14 protein-coding genes and 1 other RNA gene are annotated in these 16,454 nt (G+C 53.3%); 7 read left to right on the forward strand and 8 right to left on the reverse strand.

Annotated elements, in window-relative coordinates:
- Positions 1 to 80 precede the first annotated feature (80 nt).
- The 8 genes from tdcC to KW828_RS09435 all read right to left on the reverse strand — a co-directional run bounded on the left by tdcC (position 81) and on the right by KW828_RS09435 (position 8,962).
- A complete protein-coding gene (tdcC, locus tag KW828_RS09400) occupies positions 81 to 1,412 on the reverse strand; it encodes a threonine/serine transporter TdcC (protein WP_218336130.1) in 1,332 nt (443 codons plus the stop codon).
- Between the two features lie 33 nt (positions 1,413 to 1,445).
- A complete protein-coding gene (gene tdcB, locus KW828_RS09405) occupies positions 1,446 to 2,435 on the reverse strand; it encodes a bifunctional threonine ammonia-lyase/L-serine ammonia-lyase TdcB (RefSeq protein ID WP_218336131.1) in 990 nt (329 codons plus the stop codon).
- 97 nt (positions 2,436 to 2,532) lie between these two features.
- The gene (gene tdcA / locus KW828_RS09410; RefSeq protein WP_218336132.1) at positions 2,533 to 3,471 is read right to left on the reverse strand and encodes a transcriptional regulator TdcA; all 939 of its coding nucleotides are present in this window, start codon (positions 3,469 to 3,471) and stop codon (positions 2,533 to 2,535) included.
- A gap of 791 nt (positions 3,472 to 4,262) precedes the next feature.
- Positions 4,263 to 4,642: RNase P RNA component class A (gene rnpB, locus KW828_RS09415), an RNA gene on the reverse strand.
- Positions 4,643 to 4,674: 32 nt separating this feature from the next.
- Positions 4,675 to 5,820: a glycerate 2-kinase gene (gene garK / locus KW828_RS09420; protein WP_218336133.1), complete on the reverse strand. Its 1,146-nt coding sequence runs from the start codon at positions 5,818 to 5,820 to the stop codon at positions 4,675 to 4,677.
- 96 nt (positions 5,821 to 5,916) lie between these two features.
- Positions 5,917 to 6,807, reverse strand: a complete 891-nt coding sequence (gene garR / locus KW828_RS09425) for a 2-hydroxy-3-oxopropionate reductase (RefSeq protein ID WP_218336134.1) — start codon at positions 6,805 to 6,807, stop codon at positions 5,917 to 5,919.
- 30 nt (positions 6,808 to 6,837) lie between these two features.
- On the reverse strand, positions 6,838 to 7,608 hold the full coding sequence (gene garL / locus KW828_RS09430; protein WP_218336135.1) for a 2-dehydro-3-deoxyglucarate aldolase: 771 nt from the start codon (positions 7,606 to 7,608) through the stop codon (positions 6,838 to 6,840).
- A 25-nt stretch (positions 7,609 to 7,633) separates the two neighbouring features.
- Positions 7,634 to 8,962 (reverse strand): MFS transporter, encoded by a 1,329-nt coding sequence (locus tag KW828_RS09435; RefSeq protein WP_218336136.1) that lies wholly within the window; start codon positions 8,960 to 8,962, stop codon positions 7,634 to 7,636.
- A gap of 415 nt (positions 8,963 to 9,377) precedes the next feature.
- On the opposite strand from KW828_RS09435, the gene garD reads away from it, so the two are divergent.
- The 7 genes from garD (at position 9,378) to gatA (ending at position 16,432) form a co-directional block, all read left to right on the forward strand.
- On the forward strand, positions 9,378 to 10,949 hold the full coding sequence (gene garD, locus KW828_RS09440; protein ID WP_218336137.1) for a galactarate dehydratase: 1,572 nt from the start codon (positions 9,378 to 9,380) through the stop codon (positions 10,947 to 10,949).
- A 453-nt stretch (positions 10,950 to 11,402) separates the two neighbouring features.
- Positions 11,403 to 11,876, forward strand: coding sequence for a PTS N-acetylgalactosamine transporter subunit IIB (gene agaV / locus KW828_RS09445; RefSeq protein WP_218336249.1), 474 nt, complete (start codon positions 11,403 to 11,405; stop codon positions 11,874 to 11,876).
- Between the two features lie 10 nt (positions 11,877 to 11,886).
- Positions 11,887 to 12,666 (forward strand): PTS N-acetylgalactosamine transporter subunit IIC, encoded by a 780-nt coding sequence (agaW, locus tag KW828_RS09450; protein ID WP_218336138.1) that lies wholly within the window; start codon positions 11,887 to 11,889, stop codon positions 12,664 to 12,666.
- The gene (gene agaE, locus KW828_RS09455) at positions 12,656 to 13,525 is read left to right on the forward strand and encodes a PTS N-acetylgalactosamine transporter subunit IID (protein ID WP_218336139.1); all 870 of its coding nucleotides are present in this window, start codon (positions 12,656 to 12,658) and stop codon (positions 13,523 to 13,525) included. The genes agaW and agaE overlap by 11 nt, the downstream gene beginning before the upstream one ends.
- A gap of 214 nt (positions 13,526 to 13,739) precedes the next feature.
- A complete protein-coding gene (locus KW828_RS09460; protein WP_218336140.1) occupies positions 13,740 to 14,594 on the forward strand; it encodes a tagatose bisphosphate family class II aldolase in 855 nt (284 codons plus the stop codon).
- An 87-nt stretch (positions 14,595 to 14,681) separates the two neighbouring features.
- Positions 14,682 to 15,971, forward strand: coding sequence for a tagatose-bisphosphate aldolase subunit GatZ (gene gatZ, locus KW828_RS09465; RefSeq protein ID WP_218336141.1), 1,290 nt, complete (start codon positions 14,682 to 14,684; stop codon positions 15,969 to 15,971).
- Positions 15,968 to 16,432 carry a PTS galactitol transporter subunit IIA gene (gatA, locus tag KW828_RS09470; protein ID WP_218336142.1) on the forward strand — a complete coding sequence of 155 codons (465 nt, stop codon included), beginning with the start codon at positions 15,968 to 15,970 and terminating at the stop codon, positions 16,430 to 16,432. The genes gatZ and gatA overlap by 4 nt, the downstream gene beginning before the upstream one ends.
- Positions 16,433 to 16,454 lie beyond the last annotated feature (22 nt).

Genomic DNA, 16,454 nt, shown 5'->3' on the forward strand with positions numbered 1-16,454 from the left:
CTAAATAATTCGAGTTTCAGGAAGATGGCGAGTGAACGCGGCCAACGAACCTGCAACGTGAACTATAACGGGTATATGAATTAAAACAGTTTGTACACGATGTTCAGAATGGTCAGCAGACCAATCGCGGTGACAAACACGTTATCCAGTCGGCCACGGTATTTCGCCAGCGACGGCGCTTTACGGATGGCGTACATCGGCAACAGGCAGAGCAGCGAGGCAATAATCGGCGCGCCCATCGCTTCAATCAGGTCCAGAATGTTCGGGTTGGCGTAAGCCACAATCCAGGTGGAACCCATGATGAAGATCATGCTGATGGTGTTGAGTTTGCCGGAGGAAACTTTGGTTTTGTCGCCGTTATAGCCGAACTTCAGCACCAGACCGTTCAACCCTTCCAGCGTACCCAGATAATGACCGAAGAACGATTTGAAGATAGCGACCAGCGCGATGATAGAGGCACCGTACTCCAGCACCGTAGCGAACGTTGATTTCGTGCCGGAAAGCGATGCGAAGTAGTTTGCCAGGTAAGAGAGCACCGGAATGTTCTGCGCTTTGGCATCTGCCATGTTCTGTGGAGAGAGCGTGAACAGGCAGCTAAAGGCGAAGAACATCACCACCGCGACCATCAACATACTGGCGCGGGAGATAATCTGTGAACATTTACGCTCGGTAAAATCACGACCAAACTCTGCCTCGTACTCTTCACGTTTGGAGACCACGAAAGAAGAGACAATCGGCGAGAAGTTAAAGGAGAACACCATGATGGAAATACCCAGCCACACGGTGACCAGAATGCCGTCATTTCCGGTTAACGCGATATTACTGAGATCCACCTGGTCGATAACCGCCGAGTTCCAGTAAGGGATCAGTGACAGAGAGATCAGCATCAGGCTGGCGATAAACGGCCATACCAGGAAGCTCATCACTTTAACCATCAGATCCTTACCAAACCAGATGACGAAGGCCATCAGTAGCAGCAGGAACAGCGCCACAAAGCCGCGATTCAACGCAGGCATCTGCAACTGATTTTCCCAGAAGGTCATGAAGGTGTTGGTGATCGTGACGCCATAAATCCACAGCAGCGGACAAATCGCGAAGAAATATAAGAACGTGATGACCACGCCGCCCATCTTACCAAAATGCTCTTCCACCGTTTCCGTGATGTTGCCGGAAGGGTTAGAACCGGATAAACACAGTCGCGCCAGCGCGCGGTGGCAGTAGAATGCGATGGGGTACGCTAAAACCAGCATCAAAAGGATCGGGATCAGTCCGCCAAACCCTGCGCGGATTGGGAAGAACAGCACCCCAGCGCCGATGGCCGTACCAAATAAACCCAATGTCCAGGTGGTGTCCGATTTGCGCCAGGACGACTGTTTTGTCTGGCTGGAGACAATGCTATCAGTAGTACTCATATCCTATCCTCAACGAAAGATTAATAGCTGGGGTTAAGCGTCAACTAAACCAGTAATTTGTGATACGCGAGAAAGATCAATATTGCCGCCAGAAATAATGCTGACTGTTTTTCTGTTCTGGATATAGCTATCTAATTTTCCGCTTAATAATGCGGCACATGCCAACGCGCCTGCGCCTTCGGTGACGACTTTATTTCTTTGAATTAACGCTATCATGCTTTTTCGAATTTCATCTTCGCTGACCAGGACAATGTCATCCACTAATTCACGAACGATTTCGTAGGTTAAATTACCCGGGCGGGAAACATCACAGCCATCCGCCAGGGTGCCGGTCGTTCGGTGCGTGGTTATTTCTCCAGCATGGTAAGATGCCGCCATTCCGTGAACATTTTCAGACTGCACGCCAATAATTCTAATGGTCGGATTGATAGATTTAATGGCGACGGCAATACCGGCAATTAAACCGCCACCGCCGATAGGCACAATAACGTTATCGACATCGTACAGATCTTCCAAAATTTCCAGACCAATGGTTCCCTGGCCGGCAATAACTTTCGGATCGTCATACGGCGGAATAAAGATACGGCCTTCAGTTTCCACAATCTCGCTAACCTTAGCGATCGTGTCGTTGAAGTTGTCGCCATGCAGCACCACTTCTGCGGAGTAGTCGCAGGTGGCCGCGACTTTAGACTTTGGCGCGCCCCTCGGCATCACCACTTTGCCATCAATGCCGAGCATGGCGCAGGAGAGTGAAACCCCTTGCGCATGGTTACCAGCAGAGCAGGCCACCACGCCTTTAAGTCTTTCAGCTTCAGTTAATGAACTCAGCTTATTAAACGCGCCGCGAATTTTAAATGAGCCGGTGCGCTGCATATTTTCAAACTTGAGGAATATTTCTCCTTTGCAAAGCTCACTAAAATAGTTTGAGCGAGGCATTCCCGTTTTATAAATTTTTCCCGCCAGTCTTTTTTTTGCTTCGAGGATATCGTCAATTGCAATCGGGAGATCGTATGTAATGTGCATGGTAACCTCTTAACCTGAGTGTTAAGTAAATAGATAGCCGTTGCCAACGATTTAAAATCAGATCGATGGTGTTAGTATTGGATTAAAATAAATTCATTCAGTTGATTTCAATAAATTGCTTTCGTCTGCATCCATTATAAGATGAATATTCTTTGGCTAATTCAACCAAAACTGAAGCTGCCTTTTTAATTCGATAATTCTTAGACCATATTGCGGCGTAGCGCGCGACGGGTAATGTTTCCTCTACAGGGATTGTAATAAACTGGTTTGAACCAAAAGGCGTGGTCATATCGCAAGGAATGACAGTCAAAAAATCAGCACTGAGAACAAGATTATAAATAGTGACGACAGAATCTGTTTTAACGATGTTTTCGCTGCTGATGCCATTTCTTTGTAACGTGGTGAGGAGTTCGCTGTAGTAGCCCATATTCGTTTGTGGCAACACCCACTGTTCGTCCTTCAACGATTCCAGTGTGGTGGTACCGGTGCATGTTCGGGACTTATTAGCCACCAGCACAAACTCCGACTCGAAAAGCGGCTCCACATGCAGATCCTGGAGTTTCATCTCATCACTCAGCGTCCCGATGGCGAAATCCAGACGACCATCGCGAATCGCAGGAAGAAACGAAGAGAGCTGCGCTTCATACATTGAAACCTGCGCTTTTGGGAACACGTCTTTGAACTTCTGAATCATACCGGACATAAAGGTAAAGCCGATCAGCGAGGGGAAACCAAATGAGACGTCAACCACCGTGTTATCGGTTAAGCTATTCATTTCGTTCACCATGTTTTTCATTTCACGGGTGATCGATTCAGACCACGAGAGCAGAACCTGCCCGGCATGGGTCAAGGTGACGCCAGTATTCTTACGAACAATCAGCTCAACGCCAAAATAAGCTTCTATATCATTAATAATCTTGCTCACTGCTGGTTGAGTTAATCCTAATTCTTTTGCAGCAGAACCGATCGAACCGCTTCTAATGACTTCCTGAAAGACCACTAAGTGCTGTGTTTTAGGGAGAAGAATAGTATTCATTTCGGCCTACATAAATTAATTAACTGACGCGGCGGAGTGTACCAAATGAAGAGATGGAGGATATGTGCGACTTCTCACAAATTACTTTTATTTATATTTCTCAAGGCTATATCAAATTAATAAAACCCTTAAATATCAATAGCATGTATAAAATTCATTTGACTTTACCCTGATTTTCGTCAAAAAAAACGGGAGTAATAAAAATATTTTATGGCGATAACATCAGTTCGCTAAAATCTATTTCCATAAGAGACATGAGACTATATTTCAATAAATTAATGTTCATTAATCAGATAAAATAAGCCTTAAATTGAACGAGCAATTTATCAAATTTAATCAGAAGTGAATCATTACAATAGCTAAATAATAGGGTGCATCACATTTTTTCGGCTTATTTGTTTGTAAAAAAACATCATTTTTATAAATGCACAAAGAAAATCATACAAATAACCATAATTAATAACATTATTTTAACGATGAGTTTTAGAGGATTTTTAGCAAGTAATTTTGCCAGTAAGATCGATCTCTTTGCACTTCTCCCGTTAAAAATACCCCTGACAGCGTTTTGTGTTAATGATCACAAAACGGGTATTCTCTTGTGCCGAGGTGGTTTTCCCGCAGCGAATGCAGGCCTGATAAGCGCAGATAGCAAAAACCCCGCCGAAGCGGGGTTCTGTAAGAAGCTGAAGCTGACCGATAAGCCGCGTTCTTTCATAGAAAGCGGAGTGGACAGTCATTCATCTCATTTAGCGCAGATAGCAAAAACCCCGCCGAAGCGGGGTTCTGTAAGAAGTTGAAGCTGACCGATAAGCCGGGTTCTGTCGTTGAACAGTCATTCATCTAGGCCAGCAATCGCTCACTGGCTCAAGCAGCCTACCCGGGTTCAGTACGGGCCGTACCTTGTGAACCCCTATTTGGCCTTGCTCCGGGTGGAGTTTACCGTGCCACGGACTGTTACCAGCCGCGCGGTGCGCTCTTACCGCACCCTTTCACCCTTACCTGATCCCGCTTGCGCGGGCCATCGGCGGTTTGCTCTCTGTTGCACTGGTCGTGGGTTTCCCCCCCAGGCGTTACCTGGCACCCTGCCCTATGGAGCCCGGACTTTCCTCCCCTCCGCCCGTCTCCCCCCGAAAGGGGACGACGACGAAGCGGCGACTGTCTGGTCAGCTTCGGCGCGAAGTATAGAGGGTTTGCCCCCTGATGTCACCCTTCCGTCAACATCCCGACCCGCAATGTGGCGGCAATATTGCGGGAAGCGCGATAAATATTGTCAAACGCGCCGCGAAACGCCTCTTCCAGCGTGCAGATGCTGGTTAATACGCTGAACACCGCATCAATGCCATGCTCGTGCACCACGCCCACATCGGCGGTTAAACTCCCGGCGATACCGATCACCGGCTTATGGTATTTTTTTGCTACCGTGGCAACGCCTGCCGGCACTTTGCCGTGAATGGTCTGGCTGTCGATACGGCCTTCGCCGGTCACCACCAGCGTACAGTCATGAATATGCTCTTCGAGATTTAGCGCATCGGTCACAATTTCAATGCCGCTGCGCAATTCGGCGTTAAGGAAGGCCATCAGCGCCGCCCCCATCCCCCCCGCTGCGCCTGCGCCAGGCACGTTTTTCACATCCACATGCAGGGATTTTTTGATGATGTCGGCATAGTGGGCGAGGTTTCTGTCCAGCTCAACAATGCACGCCTCGCTTGCGCCTTTTTGTGGGCCAAAGATGCGCGAAGCGCCGCTGTCGCCGAGCAGCGGATTCGTAACATCACAGGCCACGCGGATCGTGCACTCGGCAAGACGCGGATCCAGCCCGGAGATGTCCACCGAGTTAAGGCCCATCAGGCTGCCGCCGCCGTTGCCGATGTCAGTACCGTTGGCGTCGCACAGCTTCGCGCCCAGCGCCTGTACCATACCCGCGCCGCCATCGTTAGTGGCGCTGCCGCCGATACCGATAATAATGTTGCGCGCCCCCTGCTCGAGCGCGTGCAAAATAAGTTCCCCGGTGCCGCGCGAGGTGGTGATCAGCGGATTACGGGAGGCGGGCGGCACCAGCGCCAGCCCGCTTGCCGCCGCCATTTCGATAAAGGCGGTCTGTCCGTCGCCGGATATGCCCCAGCGCGCATCAACGTCATCCCCCAACGGGCCGGTGACGCGGGCAACATACGCCGTGCCCTGGGTGGCGGCGATCATCGCTTCCACCGTGCCTTCGCCGCCGTCGGCGACCGGCACACAGACGTATTCTGCCTCCGGGAAAATCTCCCGAAAGCCTTTTTCTATGGCCTGTGCCACTTCAGAAGCAGACAGGCTTTCTTTATATGAATCAGGGGCGATTACGATTTTCATATCTGTAGCCTGTTACCACATGTCGCCGGAGGGCGTTTCATTTATTCGGCTTACAAATCAGGCCCGGCAGGCCTTGCGCCGCCGGGCACGACGTCATTAGCGAGAGACTTCGACTTTCGCCAGTTTTTCGTAGTAGCAGGCGATGGCGCTGTGGTCATCGTTGCCATGCCCGTCGGCACGCAGGGCCTGCATCATTTCCATTACCGCCGCAGTCAGCGGCAGCTGTGCGCCCACGCCGTGCGAGGTATCCAGCGCGTTCGACAAATCTTTGATATGCAGATCAATACGGAAACCGGGTTTGAAGTTGCGATCCATCACCATCGGTGCTTTTGCTTCCAGCACGGTGCTGCCCGCCAGACCGCCGCGGATCGCCTGGAATACCAGATCCGGGTTCACACCCGCTTTGGTTGCCAGCGTCAGCGCTTCCGACATGGCCGCGATGTTCAGCGCCACAATCACCTGGTTTGCCAGTTTGGTGACGTTGCCCGCGCCAATATCGCCGGTATGCACCACGGAGCCGGCCATGGTCTTCATCAGATCGTAATATTTATCGAAAATAGCTTTATCGCCGCCCACCATTACCGACAGCGTGCCGTCGATAGCTTTCGGCTCGCCGCCGCTGACCGGCGCGTCGAGCATATCAATGCCTTTGGCTTTCAGGGCTTCGCTGATTTCACGGCTCGCCAGCGGCGCAATGGAGCTCATGTCGATGAGCACGGTACCCGGTTTTGCGCCTTCAATAATGCCGCCTTCCCCCAGCGCCACTTCTTTTACGTGCGGGGAGTTCGGCAGCATGGTGATGATGACCTCACACTGTGCCGCGACCTCTTTTGCCGTTGCCGCGGTTTGCGCGCCAGCAGCAATCACCTCAGCCACGGCATCCTGATTACGATCCACCACCACCAATGAGTAACCTGCTTTAATGAGGTTCTTGCTCATTGGTTTACCCATGATACCCAGGCCAATGAAGCCTACTTTCATCGTCATAATTGCGTCTCTCTCTTGTCGTGGTCGTGGTTATTTTTTAAAGGAATCGGCTAACTTCTGCGTGGCGGCGCGGAATACGCCTAAATCGCTGCCGACGGCGACAACGGTCGCGCCCTGTTCCAGATACCGGCGCGCATCCACGTCTACCGGCGCCAGAATGCCTGCCGGTTTACCGTGCGCTTTGGCGCGGGCAAAAATGTGCCCAATGACGCGCTGCACTTCCGGGTGCGCGGCGTTACCGAGATGCCCCAGGCTTGCCGCCAGGTCGCTCGGGCCAACGAATACAGCGTCCACGCCGTCGGTGGTGAGGATCGCATCGAGGTTATCCACCCCGGCCTGACTTTCGATCTGCACCATAATGGAAATGTTTTTGTTCGACTGGGCGAAGTAATCCGGCACGGTGCCGAACATATTGGCGCGATGGGAAACCGACACGCCGCGAATGCCTTCCGGCGGATAGCGGGTGGCGGCCACCGCCAGTGCGGCTTCGGCTTCGGTTTCAACGAACGGGATGAGGAAGTTATAAAAACCGATGTCCAGCAGGCGCTTGATCACGACCGGATCGTTGGTCGGCACGCGAACCACCGACGCGCTGCGACTGCCTTTCAGCGCCATCAGCTGCGGCACGAAAGAGAGCACATCATTGGGCGCGTGTTCACCGTCCAGCAGGATCCAGTCAAAACCCGCCAGGCCCAGCACTTCCGTGGTAAACGGGTTTGCCAGTGCTGACCAGCAGCCGATCTGCACCTGATTTGCCGCCAGCGCAGCCTTGAATTGGTTCGGGAAAACAGTGTTATTCATCGTATATACCTTGAATTAACCGGGACTAAATCTTCAGTTCCATACGTTTGATGTCGCCCACCACAAACAGGTAGCAAATCATCATCATCAGCGCCGAGCAGCCAACAAAGACCAGCGCTGCGTTAAAGGAGTGCAGTTCACTGACCATATAGCCAATCACCAGCGGCGTCACAATAGAGGCGACGTTACCAAACACGTTAAACACCCCGCCGCACAAACCGACAATTTCTTTCGGAGCGATGTCAGAGATCACCGGCCAACCCAGCGCGCCAAAGCCTTTACCGAAGAACGCCAGCGCCATCAGGGCGATCACCAGCACCGTGTTGTCGGTGTAGTTGCACAGAATAATGCTGGAGGCCAGCAGCATTCCGAGCACGATAGGCAGCTTACGCGCAACCGTCAGGGAATAACCACGGCGGATCAGGGAATCGGAGAAGAAGCCGCCCAGCACGCCGCCGGCAAAGCCGCACAGCGCCGGAATGGACGCCACCAGCCCCACTTTCAGGATCGACATGCCTTTGTCCTGCACCAGATAAATCGGGAACCAGGTGAGGAAGAACCAGGTGATGGTGTTAAGGAAGTACTGCCCGAGGAACACGCCAAGCATCATGCGGTTGGTCAACATCTGCTTGATGTAATCCATTTTCGGACCGGCGGTGCCGCCAGGCTTTTTATGGTCCATATCGACCACGGCGCCGCCGTCAGCGATGTACTTGAGTTCTTCTTTTGACATGCGCGGGTGATCGGTCGGGTTATGGATAAACTTCACCCACAGGCCAGTGAGCACAAAGCCAATCACGCCCATCACGGTAAACACATGCTCCCAGCCCCAGGCGTAGGTCAGCCAGCCCAACAGCGGCGAGAACAGCGCCAGCGAGAAATATTGCGCCGAGTTAAAAATGGCTGACGCCGTGCCGCGCTCTTTCGCCGGGAACCAGGCCGCCACGATGCGGGCATTAGCCGGGAAAGACGGCGCTTCGGAGAAGCCCAGCATAAAGCGCATAATGAACATCGACACGCCTGCCCAGGCGAGAGGGAACAGATCAATAAAGCCCTGCAGGAAGGTGAACAGCGACCAGAAAAACAGGCTGTAGGTATAGACTTTTTTGGAGCCGAAGCGGTCGAGCAGCCAGCCGCCGGGGATCTGCATCAACAGATAAGCCCAGCCAAAGGCGGAGAAAATATAGCCCATCGACACGGCGCTAAGGTGCAGCTCTTCCGCCACCGCCGTCCCGGCAATAGACAGGGTGGCGCGGTCAGCATAGTTAACCGCCGTCACAATAAAAATGATCAGCAATATCAGGTAGCGGGTAGGCAAACTTTTTTTAGATTCAACAACCGTATCCAGCATCATATATTTATCCTCTGGTACAAAAATCTATGCATTATTTTTATTAAGGTAAGAAGGAATTATCAGACTAATTAGCCGACGCCATTAACCCCGGATAACGAACCAGATACAAATAAAACGAGATTCAGTATAAGCAGCAGGCTGGGATCGCGCATTGTGGCATTGCTCAATTCATTCGTTACAAAAAACAAAGTTATTGAGCATCTGCACAAACTGCTGGGCGCTGATGCACATATTTTTATATTGCCTGCCCCGTCCGGCCTGCCACGGCGGCAATGAGTGATTCAGCTCACATTATTAAGCACCGACACCTGACATGCTTTATTTCATTACCGATCGCTTTAAATATTAATAATCAGAAAACGCTTCTGAAATGACTATTTTTTGCCACATATAATTGACTGGAGAATACTGGACAATGGCCGACATCGAAATCAGGCAATATTCGCCGGCAGCGTTTTATATTAAGGTTCATGACACTGATAACGTCGCGATTATTGTCAACGACAATGGGTTAAAAGCCGGTACCCGTTTCCCGGATGGCCTTGAACTCATTGAGCATATCCCGCAGGGGCATAAAGTGGCGCTGACCGACATTCCGGCACACGGCGAGATCATCCGTTACGGGGAAGTGATCGGTTACGCGGTGCGTGATGTCGCGCGCGGCAGCTGGATCGACGAATCGACCGTTGAACTGCCGCAGGCCCCGCCGCTGAATACCCTGCCGCTGGCGACCCGCGTACCTGAGCCTTTACCGCCGCTGACGGGTTACACCTTCGAAGGCTACCGTAACGCGGATGGCAGCGTCGGCACGAAAAACCTGCTCGGCATTACCACCAGCGTGCACTGCGTGGCGGGCGTGGTGGATTACGTGGTCAAAATTATCGAACGGGATTTGCTGCCGAAATACCCGAACGTCGATGGCGTGGTCGGCCTGAATCACCTTTACGGCTGCGGCGTGGCGATCAACGCACCGGCGGCGGTGATCCCGATCCGCACCATCCACAATATTTCTCTTAACCCGAACTTCGGCGGCGAAGTAATGGTGGTTGGTCTCGGCTGTGAAAAACTCCAGCCGGAGCGTCTGCTGGAAGGGACCAGCGATGTGCTGGCGATCCCGGCTGACGGTGCCAGCATCGTGCGCCTGCAGGATGAGCAACATGTCGGCTTTAAATCGATGGTGGAGGACATTCTTGCCGTGGCGGAGCGCCATCTGGCAAAACTGAACCTGCGCCAGCGCGAAACCTGCCCCGCCTCCGATCTGGTGGTCGGCACCCAGTGCGGCGGCAGCGATGCGTTTTCCGGCGTGACGGCGAACCCGGCAGTGGGCTATGCCTCAGATCTGCTGGTGCGCTGCGGCGCGACGGTGATGTTTTCTGAAGTCACCGAAGTGCGCGATGCCATCCATCTGCTGACCCCGCGCGCCATCAATGAAGAGGTCGGCAAACGCCTGCTCGAAGAGATGGCCTGGTACGATAATTACCTCGATCTCGGCAAAACCGACCGCAGCGCCAACCCGTCGCCGGGCAACAAAAAAGGCGGCCTGGCGAACGTGGTGGAAAAAGCCCTCGGCTCTATCGCCAAATCCGGCCAGAGCGCTATTTCAGAGGTGCTGTCACCGGGTCAGCGCCCGACAAAACGCGGCCTGATTTACGCCGCCACCCCGGCCAGCGACTTTGTCTGCGGCACGCAGCAGGTGGCATCCGGCATCACCGTGCAGGTGTTTACGACCGGTCGCGGAACGCCTTACGGTCTGATGGCGGTGCCAGTGATCAAAATGGCGACCCGCACCGAACTGGCGAATCGCTGGTATGACTTAATGGACATCAACGCGGGCACCATCGCCACCGGGGAAGAAACCATCGCGGACGTGGGCTGGAAGCTGTTCCACTTTATTCTGGATGTCGCCAGCGGCCGCAAGAAAACTTTCTCGGATCAATGGGGTTTGCATAACCAACTGGCGGTGTTTAACCCGGCACCGGTGACCTGATCCGGGAAACTGTCATCCGTTCCAGGCCCGGCACGCTTGCGCCGCCGGGCATTTCTGCACGCTACCCGCCCTTTCAGAGATGATTTTTAACGTTTAACTAACCGCCCTTCCCCTCTGCTTCTGTACAGACCTGCGCGTGCAAATTCTCTTAAGGCCACTAACACAATAATGCGCGCTGAAACGTCTCCGCTACGCTTTCATTCTATTTCTTTTGCGAAAGAGATCTCACTTCTTTTATCTTCCGTTTTATTTTTACAGCGTACTAAAACAGTATAAACAGAAACGAATCGAAATCAACAAACCGGAGTGGTTTTATAAAAACAGGAAAGTGAAACCTCTTTCTGAGCGAATTTGATGCCAGAAACGCCCTGCGTAAAACGGCGTTTATGCCGTGTTGCTGGTGCCGGAAAGCGGCGTGCGGCGGTACGTCTCAACGTTAAAAAGGATGATGCGATGCCAAACATTGTTTTAAGTCGGATTGACGAGCGATTGATCCACGGCCAGGTGGGTGTGCAGTGGGTAGGGTTTGCAGGAGCGAATCTGGTGCTGGTAGCAAATGACGAGGCGTCACGGGATGCCGTACAGCAAAACCTGATGGAAATGGTGCTAGCTGAAGGGATCGACGTGCGCTTCTGGCCCCTGCAAAAAGTGATCGACAGCATTCATCGTGCCGCTGATCGGCAAAAAATCCTGCTGGTATGCAAATCACCTGCGGATTTTCTGACATTGGTTGAAGGCGGAGTGCCGATCAAACGTATCAACGTCGGCAATATGCATTACGGCGCCGGTAAGCAGCAAATAGCTAAAACAGTGTCGGTAGATGCCAGGGACATTACAGCCTTCAACGGCCTGAAAGCCGCCGGTGTGGCGTGCTTTGTGCAGGGTGTGCCCACAGAAGCCGAACAGGATCTCTTCAAACTTATTTGAGGGAAACGTTATGGAAATGAGTTTGTTACAAGCCACAGGACTGGGCATTCTCGCCTTTATCGCCGGACTCGATATGTTTAACGGTCTGACACACATGCATCGCCCGGTGGTACTTGGGCCGCTCGTGGGGCTGATTTTAGGCGACCTGCACACCGGAATTTTGACCGGCGGTACGCTGGAACTGGTGTGGATGGGACTGGCGCCACTGGCGGGCGCGCAACCGCCGAATGTGATTATCGGCACCATCGTCGGTACCACGTTTGCCATTACCACCGGGGTTAAACCGGAAGTGGCGGTGGGCGTCGCCGTCCCCTTTGCCGTCGCGGTGCAAATGGGGATTACCTTCCTGTTTTCGGTCATGTCCGGCGTGATGGCGCGCTGCGACAACATGGCGGCGAATGCCGATACGGTCGGCATTGAGCGAGTCAACTATCTGGCACTCCTCGCCCTGGGGGTGTTCTATTTTCTCTGTGCGTTTCTGCCCATTTACTTTGGCGCAGAGCACGCGAAAGCCGCGATTGACGTGCTCCCTGCCCGCTTGATTGACGGCCTCGGCGTGGCGGGCGGGATCATGCCAGCGATTGGATTTGCTGTGCTGCTCAAAATCATGATGAAGAACGTTTACATCCCCTATTTCATTTTAGGGTTTGTGGCGGCGGCATGGCTCAAATTGCCAGTGCTGGCCATTGCTGGCGCGGCGCTGGCCATGGCGATGATCGATTTTGTGCGTAAAGACACGCCGCCCGCCGCGCCCCGTACTCAGCAAGAGGAGTTTGAAGATGGAATCTGATCAATCCACTCTGGAAACGCAGGTGTCACCCGCCTTTGAGGATCCTGACGACAATACTTATGAAGATCAGCGGATTGGCGCAGCGCTGACGAAGCAGGATATAAACCGTGTCGCCTGGCGATCGATGCTACTTCAGGCTTCATTTAACTATGAACGCATGCAGGCCTCTGGTTGGCTTTACGGTTTGCTTCCTGCGCTGAAAAAAATCCACACCAACCCACGCGATCTGGCGCGATCCATGAAAGGCCATATGGGATTTTTCAATACGCATCCTTTTCTGGTGACCTTTGTGATTGGCATTATCCTGGCAATGGAGCGCTCAAAGCAGGATGTGAACAGTATTCAGAGCACCAAAATTGCCGTCGGCGCACCGCTGGGCGGCATTGGTGATGCGATGTTCTGGCTGACCTTGTTGCCGATTTGCGGCGGTATCGGCGCAAGCCTGGCGTTACAAGGCTCCCTTCTGGGCGCGGTGATCTTTCTGCTGATGTTTAACGTGGTGCACCTCGCGTTGCGGTTCGGTCTTGCGCACTATGCGTACCGCATGGGCGTGGCAGCGATCCCGTTAATCAAAGCGAACACGCGCAAAGTAGGCCATGCGGCATCGATTGTCGGGATGACGGTGATTGGTGCCCTGGTCGCAACCTATGTCCGTTTGAATACGACGCTGGAAATCACCGCCGGTGATGCGGTGGTGAAGTTGCAGACCGATGTTATCGATAAACTCATGCCGGCGTTTTTGCCTCTGGTCTATACGCTGACCATGTTCTGGCTGGTACGTCGCGGCTGGAGTCCACTGCGGCTGATCGTGCTCACCGTTGCGCTCGCTATCGTCGGTAAGTTCTGTCATTTCCTTTAAATCGCCGGGGAGCAGACCCCTTGCGAGCCGCCAGGCCTACGGTGTCACACGGTAGGCCTGTGCAAAGGTCGCGCGGCCAGGCTGACTTACCAAAACTTTCAAAAACCTCCATTTACTTTCGTGATATTCATTTTTTCGATCAAAATCACATCTTTCATTTCCGAAAGCCTATAAATTCTTTCGAAGAAAACAAACGAAAGAATTCGGAGGAAGGATGTTTATCATTTCATCCCAGGCAATGCTCAGAAAAGCGCAGCGTGAAGGCTACGCGGTTCCCGCATTTAACATCCATAACCTTGAGACGCTACAGGTCGTCGTCGAAACCGCCGCCGAGCTTCAGGCACCGCTGATTGTCGCCGGTACGCCGGGCACCTTCAGCTACGCGGGCGTTGGCAACATCGTGGCGATCGCCGGAGAACTGGCAAAAACCTGTCATCATCCGCTCGCCGTTCATCTCGATCACCATGAAACGCTTGCCGACATCGAAGCGAAAGTCGCCGCCGGCGTTCGCTCAGTGATGATCGACGGCTCGCACCTGCCCTTTGCCGACAATATCGCGCTGGTGAAACGTGTGACCGACTACTGCCACCGCTACGATGCCAGCGTTGAGGCAGAGCTGGGGCGGCTTGGCGGGCAGGAGGACGATCTGGTGGTTGATGGAAAGGATGCGTTGTATACCCACCCGGAGCAGGCGCGGGAATTTGTGGAAAAGACCGGTATTGATTCCTTAGCCGTGGCTATCGGCACCGCGCATGGCCTGTATGCCGCGACACCACGGCTTGATTTTGAGCGCCTGGCGCAGATCCGCCAGCGTGTCGATGTGCCTCTGGTGCTGCACGGTGCATCCGGTCTGCCTACCCAGGATATTCGTTACGCCATTTCACTGGGGATTTGCAAAGTTAATGTCGCCACGGAACTCAAAATCGCCTTTTCAGAGGCGCTCAAAAACTATCTTTCCACCCACACCGATGCCAGCGATCCCCGGCATTACATGGTCCCGGCCAAAGCTGCCATGAAAGAGGTGGTGCGAAAAGTGATCCGCGATTGCGGCTGCGAAGGAAAGTTATAACCAGAAGCAGGATCACGAAAAAAGCTATTACTCTTTGCCATAAATGCAAAATATTACGAACATAAACAGAAGGTATCGGAGATAAAAGTGAAAGAGATCATCTCTCGTCATAAAGCCGGGGAGCATTCAGGTATCTGTTCCGTCTGCTCGGCCCATCCGCTGGTCATCGAGTCTGCTCTGCGGTTCGACCTCAACACCGACCAAAAGGTATTGATTGAAGCCACCTCCAACCAGGTCAATCAGTTTGGCGGCTATACCGGCATGAAGCCCGCTGATTTTCGCGAATTTGTTTACCACATTGCGCAGGAGGTGGGATTTCCCCGTGAAAGGCTGATCCTGGGGGGCGATCACCTCGGCCCTAACTGTTGGCAAAACGAACCCGCCGCGTCAGCGATGGAAAAGTCGGTTGAACTGATTAAGGCCTATGTCGAAGCCGGATTCAGCAAAATACACCTTGATGCGTCTATGTCCTGTGCCGACGACCCTACCCCGCTCGATCCCCAGACCGTTGCGGATCGCGCCGCCGTGCTGTGCCAGGCCGCCGAAGCGGTGGCAACAGACGAGCAAAAACGCCATCTGACCTATGTGATCGGCACCGAAGTTCCCGTTCCCGGCGGCGAGGCCAGCGCCATCGGCACCGTCCATGTCACACGTGAAGAGGACGCCGCCCGCACGCTGGAAACCCATCAGATTGCGTTTCGCCGGATCGGGCTTGAAGAGGCCTTAACCCGCGTCATTGCTATCGTCGTACAGCCCGGTGTGGAGTTCGATCACACCCAGATTATTCACTACCAGCCGGAGGCAGCGAAAGCGCTGTCGGCATGGATTAGTAGTACGCCGATGGTTTATGAAGCGCATTCCACCGACTACCAGACACGGCAGGCCTATCGTGCGCTGGTACGCGATCACTATGCCATTCTGAAAGTCGGTCCGGCGCTGACGTTCGCCCTGCGCGAAGCCATTTTCGCCCTCGCGCAAATGGAAAACCAACTGATTGTGCCCGAGCAGCGCAGCCGCGTGCTGGAGGTGATTGATGAAGTCATGCTCAACGAGCCGGGCTACTGGAAAAAGTATTACCGTCCGACCTGGAGCCAGGCGATGGTGGATATTCATTTCAGCCTTTCCGATCGCATTCGTTACTACTGGCCGCATCCCCGTATTCGCCAGAGCGTGGAAAAACTTATCACCAATCTTGACGGCGTTACCCTCCCGCTGGGCCTGATTAGCCAGTTTATGCCCGTACAGTTTGAGCGTCTGGCGGAGGGCACCCTGACAGCCACCCCGCACAACCTGATCATCGATAAAATTCAGGACGTTTTACGCGCGTATCGCTTTGGCTGCGTAGCGGAAACGGTCAACACCCCGGAGACAGTATGAGTCAGATTTTTGTTCGCACCGGCATTGAATTCAGCACCTGCCAGCACGCGCTGGCACACATTGGCGAGGAGATGCTGGCGAAAGGCGTGGTGCACGAAAGTTACCCTCAGGCACTTCTGGATCGGGAAGCCACTTTCCCGACGGGCATTGCGCTGGAGCATCACGCCGTGGCCATCCCGCACTGCGAGGCCGTTCATGCCAAATCACCGGCGATTTACCTGATCCGCCCCGCCAGGCCGGTGAGTTTTCAGCAGGCGGATGATGATAAAGACATTGGCGTGTCGTTGATCATCGCCCTGATCGTTGAAAACCCGGCGGCGCAATTAAAACTTCTGCGTCGGCTTTTTAGCGCGTTGCAAAATCCGCACACCCTGGATGCCCTCTTAACCGCACCCGATACCGAACTGGCGGCGCTTTTCCAGGAAACCCTATTAGAAGCAGAGTCATGCGCACAGGCATGACAATTTACTGATAATAAAAGGA

The organism is Enterobacter sp. ENT03, from assembly GCF_019218745.1.
In the GTDB taxonomy this organism is placed as follows: domain Bacteria; phylum Pseudomonadota; class Gammaproteobacteria; order Enterobacterales; family Enterobacteriaceae; genus Enterobacter_D.